At 71.6% G+C, this 15,749-nt stretch carries 17 protein-coding genes; 15 read left to right on the top strand and 2 right to left on the bottom strand.

All coding sequences use genetic code 11. From position 1 onward, the window contains the following. Positions 1 to 51 precede the first annotated feature (51 nt). The 13 genes from HD593_RS55580 (at position 52) to ccsA (ending at position 13,326) form a co-directional block, all read left to right on the top strand. The gene (locus HD593_RS55580) at positions 52 to 729 is read left to right on the top strand and encodes a redox-sensing transcriptional repressor Rex (RefSeq protein WP_185110877.1); all 678 of its coding nucleotides are present in this window, start codon (positions 52 to 54) and stop codon (positions 727 to 729) included. Next, positions 726 to 1,982 (top strand): glutamyl-tRNA reductase, encoded by a 1,257-nt coding sequence (locus HD593_RS55575; protein ID WP_185110876.1) that lies wholly within the window; start codon positions 726 to 728, stop codon positions 1,980 to 1,982. Before HD593_RS55580 ends, HD593_RS55575 begins: the two co-directional genes overlap by 4 nt. Next, on the top strand, positions 1,979 to 2,899 hold the full coding sequence (hemC, locus tag HD593_RS55570; protein WP_185110875.1) for a hydroxymethylbilane synthase: 921 nt from the start codon (positions 1,979 to 1,981) through the stop codon (positions 2,897 to 2,899). The genes HD593_RS55575 and hemC overlap by 4 nt, the downstream gene beginning before the upstream one ends. Before the next feature lie 35 nt (positions 2,900 to 2,934). Beyond that, positions 2,935 to 4,449: a bifunctional uroporphyrinogen-III C-methyltransferase/uroporphyrinogen-III synthase gene (locus HD593_RS55565; RefSeq protein ID WP_185110874.1), complete on the top strand. Its 1,515-nt coding sequence runs from the start codon at positions 2,935 to 2,937 to the stop codon at positions 4,447 to 4,449. A 10-nt stretch (positions 4,450 to 4,459) separates the two neighbouring features. After that, a complete protein-coding gene (hemB, locus tag HD593_RS55560; protein ID WP_185110873.1) occupies positions 4,460 to 5,443 on the top strand; it encodes a porphobilinogen synthase in 984 nt (327 codons plus the stop codon). 166 nt (positions 5,444 to 5,609) lie between these two features. Beyond that, positions 5,610 to 6,251 carry a bifunctional DNA primase/polymerase gene (locus HD593_RS55555; RefSeq protein WP_185110872.1) on the top strand — a complete coding sequence of 214 codons (642 nt, stop codon included), beginning with the start codon at positions 5,610 to 5,612 and terminating at the stop codon, positions 6,249 to 6,251. A gap of 37 nt (positions 6,252 to 6,288) precedes the next feature. Then, positions 6,289 to 7,578, top strand: coding sequence for a glutamate-1-semialdehyde 2,1-aminomutase (gene hemL / locus HD593_RS55550; protein ID WP_185110871.1), 1,290 nt, complete (start codon positions 6,289 to 6,291; stop codon positions 7,576 to 7,578). A gap of 199 nt (positions 7,579 to 7,777) precedes the next feature. Beyond that, positions 7,778 to 8,698: a LysR family transcriptional regulator gene (locus tag HD593_RS55545; protein ID WP_185110870.1), complete on the top strand. Its 921-nt coding sequence runs from the start codon at positions 7,778 to 7,780 to the stop codon at positions 8,696 to 8,698. A gap of 56 nt (positions 8,699 to 8,754) precedes the next feature. After that, positions 8,755 to 9,390: a histidine phosphatase family protein gene (locus tag HD593_RS55540; RefSeq protein WP_185110869.1), complete on the top strand. Its 636-nt coding sequence runs from the start codon at positions 8,755 to 8,757 to the stop codon at positions 9,388 to 9,390. 71 nt (positions 9,391 to 9,461) lie between these two features. Then, positions 9,462 to 10,040 carry a TlpA family protein disulfide reductase gene (locus HD593_RS55535; RefSeq protein WP_185110868.1) on the top strand — a complete coding sequence of 193 codons (579 nt, stop codon included), beginning with the start codon at positions 9,462 to 9,464 and terminating at the stop codon, positions 10,038 to 10,040. Beyond that, positions 10,033 to 10,755 carry a cytochrome c biogenesis CcdA family protein gene (locus tag HD593_RS55530; RefSeq protein ID WP_185110867.1) on the top strand — a complete coding sequence of 241 codons (723 nt, stop codon included), beginning with the start codon at positions 10,033 to 10,035 and terminating at the stop codon, positions 10,753 to 10,755. Before HD593_RS55535 ends, HD593_RS55530 begins: the two co-directional genes overlap by 8 nt. Beyond that, positions 10,755 to 12,314, top strand: coding sequence for a cytochrome c biogenesis protein ResB (gene resB / locus HD593_RS55525; RefSeq protein WP_185110866.1), 1,560 nt, complete (start codon positions 10,755 to 10,757; stop codon positions 12,312 to 12,314). Before HD593_RS55530 ends, resB begins: the two co-directional genes overlap by 1 nt. Then, a complete protein-coding gene (gene ccsA, locus HD593_RS55520) occupies positions 12,304 to 13,326 on the top strand; it encodes a cytochrome c biogenesis protein CcsA (protein ID WP_185110865.1) in 1,023 nt (340 codons plus the stop codon). The genes resB and ccsA overlap by 11 nt, the downstream gene beginning before the upstream one ends. Before the next feature lie 6 nt (positions 13,327 to 13,332). On the opposite strand, the gene HD593_RS55515 is transcribed toward ccsA, so the two are convergent. Then, a complete protein-coding gene (locus tag HD593_RS55515; protein WP_185110864.1) occupies positions 13,333 to 13,626 on the bottom strand; it encodes a PLDc N-terminal domain-containing protein in 294 nt (97 codons plus the stop codon). A 139-nt stretch (positions 13,627 to 13,765) separates the two neighbouring features. On the opposite strand from HD593_RS55515, the gene HD593_RS55510 reads away from it, so the two are divergent. Both HD593_RS55510 and HD593_RS55505 read left to right on the top strand, forming a co-directional pair. After that, entirely contained in the window at positions 13,766 to 14,899 is a 1,134-nt protein-coding gene (locus tag HD593_RS55510) for a hypothetical protein (RefSeq protein ID WP_185110863.1), read from the top strand. Between the two features lie 10 nt (positions 14,900 to 14,909). Next, entirely contained in the window at positions 14,910 to 15,152 is a 243-nt protein-coding gene (locus tag HD593_RS55505; protein WP_185110862.1) for a hypothetical protein, read from the top strand. Between the two features lie 218 nt (positions 15,153 to 15,370). On the opposite strand, the gene HD593_RS55500 is transcribed toward HD593_RS55505, so the two are convergent. Further along, on the bottom strand, positions 15,371 to 15,592 hold the full coding sequence (locus tag HD593_RS55500) for a BldC family transcriptional regulator (RefSeq protein ID WP_026214226.1): 222 nt from the start codon (positions 15,590 to 15,592) through the stop codon (positions 15,371 to 15,373). Positions 15,593 to 15,749 lie beyond the last annotated feature (157 nt).

Here is a 15,749-nt window from a genome sequence, read left to right as displayed (position 1 = left end):
CGATTCCGTTCACGCGGTCCCCAAGCCGCCCCTACCCTGGAGCACCGGCACGTGAAGAGCCCGTCCCAGCCCCGTGACCGCGGTATACCCGAGGCGACGGTCGCCAGGCTTCCGCTGTACCTCCGGGCGCTGCACGGGATGGCCGAGCGGGGCATCGCGACCGTCAGCTCGGAAGACCTGGCCGTCGCCGCCGGGGTCAATTCCGCCAAGTTGCGCAAGGATCTGTCACATCTCGGCTCGTACGGCACGCGCGGCGTAGGCTATGACGTTGAGTACCTCGTCTACCAGATCTCCCGCGAGCTCGGCCTGACGCAAGACTGGGCGGTCGCGATCGTCGGAGTCGGTAACCTCGGCCGCGCGCTGGCCAACTACGGTGGCTTCGTCTCCAGGGGCTTCCGGGTCGCGGCGCTCGTGGACGCCGACCCCGAAGTCGTGGGCGACACCATCGCGGGATTGAATGTGGAGCACATCGACGAGCTGGAAGCCGTGATCAAACGGCGGGGAGTTTCGATCGTGGTTCTGGCGACACCGGCGGCAGCGGCGCAGGAAGTGTGCGATCGCGTGGTCGCCGTGGGCGTCACCAGCATCCTGAACTTCGCCCCCGTCGTGCTCACCGTGCCCGACAGCGTCGATGTCCGTAAGGTCGATCTATCCATAGAACTGCAGATTCTCGCGTTCCACGAGCAACGCAAGGCTGGGGGGCCACTCATGGCGGTGGACAGTCAATGAGTGTTCTGGCTATCGGACTGAGCCACCGCACCGCGCCGGTGGCTCTGCTGGAGCGGGTCTCGCTGACGGGTGACGCGCTCGTCAAGCTGCTGCACGACGTGCAGCAGGATCCCTGCGTCGCGGAGGCCATGGTGGTCTCGACCTGCAACCGGGTCGAGGTCTACGTCACGGTCGACCGCTTCCACGCCGCCGTCACCGCCATCAGCGACCTCCTGGGCGTGCACACGGGCGTCCCGGTCGAGGAGCTGACGCCGCACTTCTACGTGCACTACGAGGAGCGGGCGGTCGAGCACCTGTTCTCCGTGGTGTGCGGGCTCGACTCGATGGTGGTCGGCGAGGGCCAGATCCTCGGCCAGGTCCGCCAGGCGCTCAAGCTGGCGCAGCGCCAGGGCACCGTCGGCGCCACCCTCAACGAGCTGGTCCAGCAGGCGCTGCGCGTCGGCAAGCGGGCCCAGACCGACACCGGCATCGACAAGCACGGCGCCTCCCTCGTCACCGCCGGTCTCGCGCTGGCGGGCGAGCTGGAAGGGCGGCGCGCCCTGGTGATCGGCGCGGGCTCGATGAGCTCGCTGGCCGCCGCCACGCTGGCGCGCGCCGGGGTGAGCGACATCGTCGTGGCCAACCGCACGTACGAGCGGGGCGCCAGGCTGGCCGAGTCCGTCGGCGGGCGCGCGGTCGCGTTCTCCGCCGTGGGCGAGGAGCTGGCCGCCGCCGACATCGTCATCACCTGCACCGGCGCGGGCCGCCACATCGTCACGCCCGACATGCTCGCCGGGCCCGCGTTCCTGCTCGACCTGGCGCTGCCGCACGACATCGACCCCGCCGTACGCGCCGTGCCCGGCGTCACGCTGGTCGACCTGGAGACGATCCAGGAGTCCGGCATCGGCTCGCACGAGGGCGACGCGGTGCGGTCCGTACGCGCCCTCGTCGCCGAGGAGCTGCGCGCCTACCTCGACGCCGAGCGGGCCGCCAAGGTCACCCCGACCGTGGTGGCGCTGCGCAGCAAGGCGGCCGGCGTGGTCGAGTCCGAGCTGGGCCGCCTGCTCATGCGGGTGCCCGACCTCGACGAGCGGGCCAGGGACGAGGTCGCCATGACCGTCCAGCGGGTCGTCGACAAGCTGCTTCACGAGCCGACTGTGCGTGTCAAGCAGCTCGCCACCTGCCCAGGGGGCGATCATTATGCGGAAGCCCTGCGTGAGTTGTTCAATCTGGATCCGAAGGTGCCCGAGGCCGTGAGGGAGGTGGAGCTGTGACGTCGCGGTCCGGCGCGTTGCGGCTCGGAACCCGCCGCAGCCTCCTGGCGACCACGCAGTCCCGGATGGTGGCCGACGCCTACGTCGAGCGCACCGGGCGGGCGGTCGAGCTCGTCGGCGTGACCACGTTCGGCGACGTCACCAAGGCGCACCTGGCGCAGCTCGGCGGGACCGGCGTGTTCGTCAGCGCGCTGCGTGACAAGCTCGTCGAGAACGAGATCGACTTCGCCGTCCACTCGCTGAAGGACCTGCCGACCAAGCAGGACCCGCGCTTCACGCTGGCCGCGCTCCCGGCCCGCCACGACCACCGCGACGCGCTGGTGGGCACGCACAAGTTCGCCGACCTGGCCCCCGGGGCCAGGGTCGGCACCGGCTCGCCGCGCCGCGTCGCCATGCTCAGCGCGCTCCGCCCCGACCTCGAGTACGTCGCGATCCGCGGCAACGCCGACACGCGCATCGGCAAGGTCCACTCCGGCGAGCTCGACGCGGTCGTGCTCGCCTCCGCCGGCCTGCACCGGCTCGGCCGCGACGCGGAGATCGCGCAGATCTTCGAGGTCGAGGAGCTGCTGCCCGCGCCTGGCCAGGGCGCGCTGGCCGTGGAGTGCCGCGCCGACCGCCCCGACGTGATCGAGTTCCTGCGCGTGCTCGACGACCGGCGGACCCGCTCCGCGGTGACCGCCGAGCGTGCCCTGCTGGCCGCCCTGGAGGCCGGGTGCGCCGCTCCGGTGGGTGCGTTCGCGGCCGATGACGGGCACACTCTGAACCTGACCGCTGTGGTCGTCTCCATCGACGGCCGCGAAACGGTCCGCAAGTCCGCCGCCGGCTCTCCTTCGGAGGCTGCGAACCTGGGCCGCCTCCTAGCGGCCGAGATGATCGCCGAAGGTGCCGACAGATTGATGGGGGAGCATTCCCATTGAGCTCCGATAGTCCAACCTCCGGTTTCGTCGCGTTCGTGGGCGCGGGTCCCGGCGACCCCAACCTGCTGACGCTCCGCGCCGCCGAACTGCTCGCCAAGGCCGACGCGGTCGTGCTCGACGTCGAAACGCAAACCCCGCTGCTGCGCCACTGCCGTGAAGGCGTCGAGGTCGCCGAGCTCTCCGGCGGCGACTTCGTGCGGCGCGCCGCACGGGGGCAGCTCGTGGTCCGCCTGGTCGAGGGCGACCCCATGCTGTTCTCCTCGATCACCGAGGAGGCCGCGGCCTGCACCGCCGCGGAGGTGGACTTCGAGATCGTGCCCGGCGTGCCGCCCGCGACCGCCGTCCTCACCTACGCGGGCATCCCGCCGGCGACGGCGGTGCCCGAGTTCCGCATCGTCGACGCCGCCCAGGAGCAGGACTGGGCCGCGCACGCCGCCTGCCGCGGCACGCTGGTCGTCTACAACGGCATCGGCGACGCCGTGGCCATCGGCAAGGCGCTGATCGCCGGCGGCAAGCCCGACACCACGCCCGTCGCGGTCAGCAGCGGCGGCACCACCACCGAGCAGTACACCGTCGTGTCCTCGCTCGGCCGGCTCCAGGCCGACCTCAAGCACGCCGGGTTCACCGAGCCCGCGCTGATCGTGGTCGGCGAGGCCGTGGGGCAGCGCGACAAGCTGTCGTGGTTCGAGACCAAGCCGCTGTTCGGCTGGCGGGTGCTGGTGCCCAGGACGAAGGAGCAGTCGCGCTCCCTGTCCGAGCAGCTCGTCGCCTACGGCGCGGTGCCCGAGGAGGTGCCGACCATCTCGGTCGAGCCGCCCCGCACGCCGCAGCAGATGGACCGCGCGATCAAGGGTCTGGTCACCGGCCGCTACGAGTGGGTGGCCTTCACCAGCGCGAACGCGGTCAAGGCGGTACGCGAGAAGTTCGAGGAGTACGGCCTCGACGCCCGTGCCTTCGCCGGGCTCAAGGTGGCCGCCGTCGGCGACGCCACCTCGCGGGCCCTGGTCGAGTTCGGCGTCAAGCCCGACCTGCTGCCCTCCGGCGAGCAGTCGTCCGAGGGGCTGGTGGCCGAGTGGCCGCCGTACGACTCGATGCTCGACCCGATCAACCGGGTGCTGCTGCCGCGGGCCGACATCTCCACCGACACGCTCGTGGCCGGGCTCACCGAGCTGGGCTGGGAGTGCGACGACGTCACCGCGTACCGCACCGTGCGGGCCGCCCCGCCGCCCGCGCCCATCCGCGAGGCCATCAAGGGCGGCGGCTTCGACGCCGTGCTCTTCACGTCCTCGTCCACGGTGCGCAACCTCGTGGGCATCGCCGGCAAGCCGCACAACGTCACCGTGATCGCGGTCATCGGGCCGCAGACGGCCAAGACGGCCGAGGAGTTCGGGCTCCGGGTGGACGTCATGGCCGACAAGCCGTCAGCCTCCGCCCTGGCCGCCGCGGTGGCCGAGTTCGGAGCCAAGCAGCGCCAGGCCGCCCTGGTCGCGGGCGACATCCCGCGCCGGCCCTCGCAGAACCGCCGGGGCGCCAGGAGGAGAGCCAGATGAGGAGAAGCAGATGAGCGCGCAGTACCCCGTCTCCCGGCCCAGGCGGCTGCGGCGCAACCCCGCGCTGCGCCGGATGGTGGCGGGCACCAGGCTGCACGCCGCCGACCTGATCCTGCCGATGTTCGCCAAGGAGGGCATCACCGAGCCGCAGCCGGTGGCCTCGATGCCGGGCGTCGTCCAGCACACCCGCGACTCGCTGCGCAAGGCCGCCCACGAGGCCGCCGAGGCGGGCGTGGGCGGCATCATCCTGTTCGGCATCCCGGCGGTGAAGGACGCGCGCGGCTCGGCCGCCGACGACCCCGACGGGGTGCTCCAGGTGGCCCTGCGCGACGTGGTGGCCGAGGTGGGCGACTCCATCGTGGTCATGGCCGACACGTGCCTGGACGAGTTCACCGACAACGGGCACTGCGGGATCCTGACCCCGTCCGGCGACGTGGACAACGACCTGACGCTGGAGCGCTACGCCTCCATCGCGGTGGCCCAGGCCGAGGCCGGGTCGCAGATGGTGGCGCCGAGCGGCATGATGGACGGCCAGGTGGGCGCGATCCGCGCGGCACTCGACGCCGCCGGGCACGGCAACCTGCCGATCCTGGCCTACTCCGCCAAGTACGCCTCCGCCTTCTACGGCCCGTTCCGCGACGCCGCCGAGTGCGCGCCGCAGTTCGGCGACCGCAGCACCCACCAGCAGGACCCGGCGGGCCCGCTGGAGGAGGCGCTGCGCGAGGTCCGCCTGGACCTGGCGGAGGGGGCCGACGCGGTCATGGTCAAGCCCGCGCTGGCCTACCTCGACGTCATCGCCGCCTTCCGCGCCGAGGTGGACGTGCCGGTGGCCGCCTACCAGGTCAGCGGCGAGTACGCGATGATCGAGGCCGCCGCGGCCAACGGCTGGGTGGACAGGGAACGGATGATCATGGAGTCGCTGGTCGCGATCAAGCGGGCGGGCGCGGACCTGATCTTGACATATTGGGCTACAGAAGTGGCACGACGGCTCTAACCAAGGGGTTTCCCGCCGACTCGTGGGGCCCGTGGGTTAGAGTTGAATGACAAGTGCTGGTGTGTCCCGCGTGTGCGTAGGTGCCTGCGGCAGGCCGCTCAACGCGGCCGTCGTTCCGCCCGGGGTCGGGGCCTCCTCAGGCGCTGTGAGTCGAACGGGAGACACCATGGTGGGGGTACCACTGGCTCGGCGTACCAAAAAGCGGGCCCAGAAACAGGCACGGCCGACACGCATCTCGACCGTGCTCGAGTACGCCGCCCTGGGGTGGCCCGTCGTGCCGGGCGCCTATCCGCTGCGTCACGGGCCGCGCGCCTGTTCCTGCGACCGGGTCGGCTGTCCCGACCCCGGCGCCCATCCGCTCTCGCCCGCCTGGCACATGCAGGCCACCACCGACCCCGCCCTGCTCACGCGCTGGTGGCAGGCAGAGCCTGACGCCAATGTGATTCTGCCCACGGGGCGCGTGTTCGACGTCTTCGACGTACCGCTCGCCGTCGGCCTGTCGGCCCTGACCCGGATCGACGCCGCCGACGCCCACCCAGGCCCGGTCGCCGCCAACGGCGACCGGGTCTTGTTCTACGTGGCCACCAGGGGCAACCCGGAGGACGAGGACGAGTGGTGGTCGTGCCACCTCGACTGCGACCCGGCCACCATCGACGACACGCCGGGGCTGCGCTGGCACTGCCGCGACAGCTACGTGCTGGCTCCTCCCTCGGTGCTGCCCAGCGGCCAGCCCGTGGCCTGGCTGCGGCCGCCGGACGGCAGGCCGCTCCCGGATCCGCTGCGGGTCCTGGAGTGGCTGGCCGACTGACCGCGGAGGGGGCGACCCGGCCGGATAACCTAGCCCGGTGAGCCGTACACAGAAGTCCGAAGACCTGTTCGCCCGAGCCAAGGACATCGTGCCCGGGGGCGTGAACTCCCCGGTGCGAGCGTTCGGCGCGGTGGGCGGCACGCCGCGCTTCATGGCCTCGGGGCAGGGGCCCTACATCACCGACGTCGACGGCAACCGCTACGTCGACCTCGTCTGCTCCTGGGGGCCGATGATCCTCGGCCACCGGCACCCCGCCGTCGTCGAGGCGGTGCAGGGCGCCATCGCGGGCGGGTTCTCCTACGGCACCGCCACGCAGGGCGAGGTGGAGCTGGCCGAGGAGCTCGTGGCGCGGGTGGCGCCGGTGGAGAAGGTGCGGCTGGTCAGCTCGGGCACCGAGGCGACGATGAGCGCGGTGCGGCTGGCCAGGGGGTTCACCGGGCGGTCCAAGGTGATCAAGTTCGCGGGCTGCTACCACGGGCACGTGGACGCGCTGCTGGCCTCGGCCGGGTCAGGGGTGGCGACGTTCGGGCTGCCCGACACGCCCGGGGTGACGGGGGCGTCGGCGGCCGACACGATCGTGCTGCCGTACAACGACCTGGCGGCCGTCGAGGAGGCGTTCGCCGCCGCGGACATCGCGTGCGTGATCACGGAGGCGTGCCCCGCGAACATGGGGATCGTCCCGCCGCGCGACGGCTTCAACGCGCGCCTGCGCGAGCTGTGCACCGCCAACGGCGCGCTGCTCATCGTGGACGAGGTGCTGACGGGCTTCCGCGTCTCCGCGGCGGGCTGGTACGGCCTCGACCCCGTGGACGCCGACCTGATGACGTTCGGCAAGGTGATGGGCGGCGGCCTGCCGGCGGCGGCGTTCGGCGGCCGGGCCGACGTCATGGCCGACCTCGCCCCCGAGGGGCCCGTCTACCAGGCGGGCACGCTCTCCGGCAACCCGCTGGCCTGCGCGGCCGGGCTGGCCACGCTCCGGGCGCTGGACGCGGAGGCGTACGCGCGGGTGGACGCGGCGGCGCTCAAGGTGGGCGATCTGGCCTCGGAGGCGCTGGCCAAGGCGGGGGTGCCGCACCGGCTGCAGCGGGCGGGCAGCCTGTTCTCGATCTTCTTCACGGACGCCGAGGTGACGAACTTCGCCGAGGCCAAGACGCAGGACACCGCGGCGTTCACCGCGTTCTTCCACGCCATGCTCGACCAGGGGGTCTACCTGCCGCCGTCGGCCTACGAGGCCTGGTTCCTGTCGGCCTCGCACGACGACGAGGCCATCTCCCGGATCGCGGAGGCGCTGCCGGCCGCCGCGAAGGCGGCCGCCGCCGTCCACTGACTCACCGACTCAGGCTCAGCGAGCGGGCTTCTGGTAGCGGATGCGCTGCTCGCGAGCCTGCTCGGCGAGGACCTTGAGGTACGACACGGAGCTGGTCTGCTGCTTCTTCGTCTTCAGGATTCTCATGCAACTATTTTCGTCTGCTACACATTCAACGACAAGCGAGACTTTCTACGCTAAACCGTTTAGGCTGGCTTACATGTTGGACCTGAACCGGCTCAAAGCCCTTCACGCAGTCCACGTGTACGGCTCGGTCGGCGCGGCGGCCGACGCGCTCATGGTCACGCCATCGGCCGTCTCGCAGCAGATCGCCAAGCTGGAGCGCGAGACCGGCGCCCGCCTGATGGAGCGCAACGGCCGCGGCGTGCGCCTGACGGACGCGGCCGGGCTGCTGGCCGAGCACGCCGAGCGCATCCTCGCCCTGGTCGAGACCGCCGAGGCCGACTTCGAGGCGCTGCGCGGCGCGGTCGTCGGCCGGCTCAACGTGGCCGCCTTCCCCACCGCCGTCCGCGGCCTCATGCCCGGCGCGCTGGTCTCGCTCAAGCAGCGCCACCCCGACCTGTGGGTGCAGCTCAACGAGCGCGAGCCCGAGCGGGTCGTCCGCGAGGTCGCCAGGGGCGAGCTGGACCTGGGCGTGATCCAGGACTGGCTGAACCGCCCCATGGCCATCCCCGAGGGCCTGTCCAAGGCCACTCTGCTCGACGACGTCGCCGACGTGGCCGTGCCCGAGGGCCACCCCCTGGCGGACGCGCGGGAGATCGAGCTGGCCACCCTGCGGGGCGAGCAGTGGATCAGCGGCTCGCCCGGCACCGTCTGCCACGACTGGCTGGTGTTCACGCTGCGCAGCGCCTCGCTGGAGCCGGTGATCGCGTGCATGGCCGACGAGTACCCGACCCAGCTCGCCCTGGTGGCGGCAGGTCTGGGCTGCGCGATCGTGCCGCGGCTGGGCCGCGACTGCGTGCCCCCCGGCGTGCGGCTCGTCCCGCTGCTCCCGCGCCAGTCGCGGCGCATCTACGCGGTGTGGCGCACCGACGCGGCCCGCCGCCCGGCCATCAGAGCCATGGTGGAGGCGCTGGCCGAGTCGAGCAGGAAGCAGGAGAACGCCTGGGCGGTGAACTGACACCGGCCGGGGGCCTGAGCCGCACGGTCCGATCGAGCGGATAGGCTGTGCCCACCATGGCTGAAACCACCGTCGTCCACCTGCTGCGCCACGGTGAGGTGCACAATCCCGGAGGCATCCTGTACGGCAGGCTGCCCGGCTACCACCTGTCCGAGACAGGTCAGCTCATGGCCGAGACGGTCGCCAAGGCCGTCGGCGGCCGCGACATCGTCAAGCTGTTCAGCTCTCCGCTCGAACGCGCCCTGGAGACGGCGGCCCCGCTCGCCGACAAGCTCGGCCTGGAGATCACCCAGGACACCCGCCTGATCGAGGCGGGCAACCTCCTGGAGGGCCGCATCGGCAAGGGCATGGGCCTGCTGCGCGACTGGCGCAACTACCGCTACTTCTACAACCCGCTGCGCCCGTCCTGGGGCGAGTCGTACCCCGCGATCGTCAGCCGCATGAAGTCGATGATCGACGAGGCCAGGGCGGCGGCGCGCGGGCACGAGACGGTGCTCGTCAGCCACCAGCTCCCCATCTGGGCCATCAGGTGCGCCGCCGAGGGCCGCAGGCTCTGGCACGATCCGCGCCGCCGGCAGTGCGCGCTGGCCAGCCTGACCACGTTCACCTTCGACGGCGACCGCCTGATCAGCATCGGCTACAGCGAACCCGCCGGATCACTGGAGACGGGGCCCTCGCTCCCCGGGGCCTGATGTCCGGAGCGTGCGGTCGCCCCGGTAGAGTTGCAAGCTCTACCGGTTGTAGTACAAGGAGATCTTCCTCCGTGCGCGCCAAGTCCCTCCCCTCCGTTCTCCTCCTGGCCGCGCTGGCCGTGGTCACCGCGGGCTGCGCCGGCAACCAGGGCGGTCAGCCGCAGGCGGGCGACACCCGGTTCGTCGCGGGCGACGGGAAGATGCAGGTCTTCGAGGCCGCCGAGCGCAAGCCCGCGCCCGCGGTCGAAGGGCCGACCCTCGACGGCGCCACCGCCTCGCTGGCCGCGCACAAGGGCAAGGTCGTGGTGCTCAACTTCTGGGCCTCCTGGTGCGGCCCGTGCCGGGCGGAGGCGCCGGTGCTCAAGGAGGTCGCGGCCAAGACCAAGGGCAGCGGCGTGGAGTTCCTCGGCGTCGACTTCAAGGACCGCCAGGCCGACGCCAAGGCGTTCGAGCGCACCGAGCAGACCGGATACCCGCACATCTTCGACCAGCCGGGCAAGGTCGCGCTGGCCTTCCAGGGCACGGTGCCGCCCGCGGCCATCCCGTCCACGCTGATCATCGACAAGCAGGGCAGAATCGCCGCCAGGGCGCTCGGCGCCGTCAAGTACACCGACCTGATGAACACGGTGACCAAGGTGCGCGATGAGTGACGTCGTCGCGTCGGGCTCGCTGCTGCTGGCCGTGCCGATCGCGGTGCTGGCCGGGGTGGTGTCGTTCCTGTCGCCGTGCGTGCTGCCGCTGGTGCCGGGCTACCTGTCGTACGTCACCGGGATGAGCGCCGACCCCAGACGGGGGCGGCTGGTGCTCGGGGCGTCGCTGTTCGTGGCCGGGTTCGCGCTGGTGTTCGTGCTCAGCGGGGCGCTGTTCGGCGGTCTCGGCTCGGTCCTGCTGGGCAACGCCGACGTCATCACCCGGGTGCTCGGCGTGCTCACCATCGTGCTCGGGCTCGCCTTCCTGGGCGTGCTGCCCGGGCTGATGCGCGACGTGCGCATCCACCGCCTGCCGGCCGCAGGGCTGGCGGGCGCGCCGCTGCTCGGGGTGGTGTTCGGGCTGGGCTGGACACCGTGCATCGGGCCCACGCTCGCCGTGGTGCTGACGCTGGGGCTCAACGAGGGCAGCGCGGGCCGGGGAGCGCTCCTGGCCGTCGCGTACGCCCTGGGCCTCGGCCTGCCCTTCGTGGGCGCGGCACTGGCCTACAGCAGGGCCCTGCGCACGTTCCGGGCCATCCGCAAGCACTCACGCCTGATCACCAGGATCGGCGGCGGCATGATGGTGGCCGTCGGCGTGCTGCTGGTGACCGGGCTCTGGGGAGAGATGATCGCCGCCATGCAGGGGCTGATCGGCGCGTTCGAGCCGGTGATCTGATGAGCGTCCAGGAGCTGGAGAAGGAGCAGGCGCCCAAGCAGGCCGGGTTCGGCCCGGTGGCCTGGCTGCGCTGGGCGTGGCGCACGCTCACCTCGATGAAGACGGCGCTCATCCTGCTGTTCCTGCTGGCGCTGGGCTCGGTGCCCGGCTCGCTGGTGCCGCAGCGCAGCGTCGAGCCCGACAAGGTCGCCCAGATCTACGAGCAGAGCCCGGTGCTGGCCGAGTGGTACGACCGCCTTCAGCTCTTCGAGGTGTTCAGCTCGACCTGGTTCGCGGCCGTCTACCTGCTGCTGTTCACCTCGCTGATCGGCTGCATCATCCCGCGTACCGCGACCTTCGTGCGCGAGCTGCGCCGCAAGCCGCCCGCGGCCCCGAAGAACCTCTCCCGCCTGCCCCACGCGGCCTCGTTCGACAGCGACCTGGACGTCCAGCAGGCCGCCCGGAAGCTGCGCAAGCTGCGCTTCCGCGTCGTGACCGGCGACGGCTGGGTGTCGGCCGAGAAGGGGTACCTGCGCGAGATCGGCAACCTGTTCTTCCACATCGCCCTGCTCGGCGTGCTGGTGGCCATCGGCGCCGGCGCCCTGTTCGGCTACCGGGGGAACGTCCTGGTCGTGGAGGGCGACGGGTTCGCCAACACCGTGGCCGCCTACGACCGGTTCATGCCCGGCAACCAGGTCTCGGCCGAGTCGCTGCAGCCGTTCTCGTTCACGCTGTCGGAGTTCAAGGTGGCCTACCAGGTCGCCGGCGACAAGCGCGGCCAGGCGCTCGACTACTCGGCCCACCTCAAGGTCAGCGACACGCCCGCCGCGCCCGCCCGCGACTACGAGCTCAAGGTCAACGAGCCGCTCGAGGTCGACGGCACGCAGATGTACCTGATCGGCAACGGCTACGCGCCCGTGTTCAAGGTCACCGACGGGAAGGGGCAGGTGGCCTTCGAGGGGCCCGTGCCCTGCCTGATCGAGCAGAAGGCCACGATGACCTCGGGCTGCGTCGTCAAGGTGCCCGACGCGCAGCCGTCGCAGCTCGGGTTCCTGCTGCAGTTCCTGCCGACCAGCGTGCCGCTGACCAACGGCGACCACGCCTCGGCCTTCCCCGGCGAGCTCAACCCCGAGGTGAAGATCCTCGGCGCGTTCTCCGGCGACCTGGGCGTGCGCTCGGGCAAGCCGCAGTCGGTCTACGAGCTGGCCGAGCCCGAGGTGCTGAAGAAGCTCAAGCCGCTGGTCATGGGGTCCAGCGCGCCCAAGCCGCTGGCCGTGGGGCAGTCGATGGACCTGCCCGACGGGCTGGGCAAGCTGGAGTTCACCGGGGTCAAGGAGTGGATCACGCTCCAGACCTCCTACGACCCGGGGCGCTTCCCCGCCCTGGTGGCCGCCGCCACGGCCGTCGTCGCCATCGCGCTCTCGCTCATGATCCGCCGCCGGCGGGTCTTCGTACGCGTCTCCGAGGGCAGGGCCGAGGTGGGCGGCCTGACCCGTACCGAGGGCTCCGCGGCGGGCTTCGCCGAGGAGTTCGCCGACATCGTCAAGGTTCTATCAGCAGGAGACAAGGATGTCCGCTGAGCAACTCGCCGAGCTGAGCGACCTTTTCGTCGTCGCAGCCGTCCTGCTCTACGTCGTCGCCATGGTGTTCTTCGCGATCGACCTCGCCTTCGGCCGGACCCGGCAGGGCAGGGCGCAGGTGGCGCGGCCCGCCGAGGTCAAGCAGCCGGTCGCGGTCGGCGCGGCGGTGTCCGGCGAGGCCGCCGACCCTGCCGACCTCGCCGGGACCGCCGGGACGCCGTCCGGTGGAGACGCCGGCACCGTTGACGGTGAGGCGCCGGGAGCGCCCGCCGCCGCCCAGGCGCCGGGCTGGAGCGCGAAGGCCGGCGTGGTCGCGCTCGTGCTCGCCTGGGTGGGCTGGGCCGCCAACCTCGGGGCGATCGTCACGCGCGGTCTGGCCGTGGACCGGTGGCCGTGGGGCAACATGTACGAGTTCGTGGTCGCGATCTGCTTCGCCGCCGTGACCGCGTTCCTCGGCACCCAGCTCCGGCACAACGTGCGCTTCCTGGGCGGGTTCGTCATGGTCGCGGCGGCGCTCGGGCTCGGGCTGGCCGTCAAGGTGTTCTACACGGCCGCCGGTCCCGTGGTGCCCGCGCTGAACTCGTACTGGATCGCCATCCACGTCAGCGCGGCGATCGTCGCCAGCGGGCTGCTGACGCTGGCCGGCGTCGCCGGAGTGCTCTACCTGGTGCGGCGCGAAGGGGAGTCGCGGCTGCCGTCCCGCGCCGACCTGGAGAAGGTGGCGCACCGGGCGATCGTGTTCGCCTTCCCGCTGTGGACGTTCGCCGTGATCGCGGGCGCGCTCTGGGCCGACAGGGCCTGGGGCCGCTACTGGGGCTGGGACCCCAAGGAGGTGTGGTCGTTCATCACGTGGGTGGCCTACGCGGCCTACCTGCACGCGAAGGTGACGGCGGGCTGGCGGGGGAAGGCCGCGACCATCGTGCAGCTCGTGGCGTTCGGTTGCCTCCTGTTCAACCTGATCGGGGTCAACATCTTCATCGACGGCCTGCACAGCTACGCCGACGTGGACTAGGAGGGCTCAGGCGACGTCGTCGCCGCGCATCCGCCGGTCGAGGTCACGCAGGAAGTCGGGGTCGTCGTCCGGTCCCTTCGGCGCGCCCGGGCCCGGGGGGACGGGCCAGGCGGCCCGCGGCGCGCGCGGGCGGCCGCGCGCCATCCACACCACGCCGCCGAGCAGCGGGATGACCACGACGATGATGATCCAGAGAGGCTTTGGTACGTTCCGTACCTCGTCTTCTGGGGTGGTGACCACGTCGAACAGTGAGAAGAGCCAGAAGGCCAGCAGCGCCAGGCCGATCAGAACACCTGCCATGTCCCGAACTGTAAGCCATGTTTCGGCGTGATCGTGCTGCCTGATGTCCCATTTCGGGTGACTAGCGGAAGATCGGCGTCGTACGGTGGAAGCCGGTGCGTCGGTGTCCATGGGGCTCCACGTGGCGTTGAGGGGTGCGATGGCCTTTTCTTCCGACAGGGGACCCAACGACAGAGGACGGCATCGGCGTGGCCGTTGGTGGCGGCGCGGCTCGTACCTCTTCTCTCGCCGTGGCGAGGCGCACCCCGACGCCGACCGCTCGTTCTGGTCCGACGGCCGCGAGAACCGTGGCGATCAGCCCCACAAGGCGGCGCGGCCCGGCGAGCGGGGCAGGCCGTCCGGCGCGCGGGACACGATGATGTGGCCCGGTGGTGACGGACCGGAAAGCCCGAGCTGGCCGCTCGACGGCCGCCAGGACACCCGCTTCCCGGGCGCGGCACCGCGCGACCGCGGCCCCGGAACAGGCCGGGACGCCCGCGAGCGCGGCTGGGACGGTTTCACCGGGCGCGAGCGCGGCCCCGGGGCGGGGTGGGATGCGTTCGCGGTGCGCGAGCGCGGTGAGCGCCTGCCCGCCGCCGTCGTGGTCGACCGCCCCCGCTACACCTGGGACGACTTCGAGCTCGTCGACGAGCCGCTCAGGGCCCGCCCCCACCGGCCGGACGCGCCCTCGCTGGGCGACGGCCTGCGCCACTGCGGACGGCTGGAGTCGATCCTGCACCGGCAGTGGGACGCCAGGCAGGGCCCGCCGCCGGCGGACGTCATCAGGGCGGTGGAGAGCCTGGCCAGGCTGCCCGAGCGGCTGAAGGAGCTGCTCGCCTCGGGCCTGGAGGGCATCTACGTCGGCCCGGGCGGCGTCCCCGACCTCGACGACATGGGCTACCTGCGCGGCGCCCCGCTCCCGTCGAGCCGGGCGACCTGGGACATCTGCGCCGGCGCGTACGGCGACCGCAAGATCGTCGTGGGCGACCGCCCCTCGCCCACCCCCGACGTGATGATGCACGAGGTGGGCCACGCCATCGACGACATCGACGCGGCGTACGGCGACTGGGTGTCGGACTCGCCGGAGTTCGTGCGCCTGTACGACTCGGCCGCCCCGCTGCTGGCCTCGACGTTCCACCGCCAGGGGGGCGGGCTGGGCCGCAAGGAGTTCTTCGCCGACGCCTTCGCCGCCATCGCCTCGCGCCAGCGCCCGGCCCTGGTGGACATGCTCGGCGGCGACACGCGGATGGCGCTCGACATCATGCTCTTCTTCAACCGGCGCTACGGAATCTAGGTGATCGGCCATGTACGTCATCCGGCTCGCGGACGGGACCTTGCGCGTACCGCAGAGCCTGACCAGCCAGGACGGCCGTCTGATCGGCAACGCCTACGTCGAGGTCCAGCCGGGTGACCCCGACTACGAGCAGTGGCTGCCGGAGTCGCTGACCGAGGAGGAGGCGGAGCTGCGCCGCCGGCGCTGGGAAGAGGAGAACGACGACCTGGAGCGGGAGTTCCTGGCCTTCAAGGCGAGGCAGGAGGACGCCTGACCTGGTGGCAGCAGGGGGAGTGCCGCGGGGCCAGTCGAGGCGCCGGACTAACGGACAGGCGCCAGCCACGGTCGGCGGTTGGCGCCGCCCCATGCCGTTCCCGTACGGAAGTGTGGCCGGGAGGGCACGCGAACAGTGGGTTCCGCCAGCGGTGATCCTGGCGGGAAGGACCGCTGTTCAGGCGGCCCGCCGTGCAGGATCACCGACTAGACGGAACGTCAGACGCGCGGGGACTCACCTGCTGGCCTGTCGGCCGTGAGAACGTCCTCGCCTCGGAGAAGGGCGTGGACTTCCGACTCGCGGAAGCGCCGGTGCCCTCCGGGGGTGCGGATACTGCTGATGCGGCCTGCCGCAGCCCAGCGCGTAACCGTCTTTGGGTCTACCCGGAAGAGGGCGGCAACCTCTCCTGGGGTCAGCAGACGCTCGCTGCTACTCTCCACCAATCTCTCCCCCTCGCATCCCGCTTCCTGCCAGCGGGCGGACAGGTAACCAGTGTGTCGAGCGAAGCCTGATTTATCCGTGGTTTTCTACAAAGATCACGGGTTGTTATCAGCTGACTGCCCGATTGTTATATGATAGAGCCTCTTTGGGGCTCTC

The sequence above is a fragment of the Nonomuraea rubra genome (assembly GCF_014207985.1).
In the GTDB taxonomy this organism is placed as follows: domain Bacteria; phylum Actinomycetota; class Actinomycetes; order Streptosporangiales; family Streptosporangiaceae; genus Nonomuraea; species Nonomuraea rubra.
This window is presented reverse-complemented; position numbering and strand designations above follow the sequence as displayed.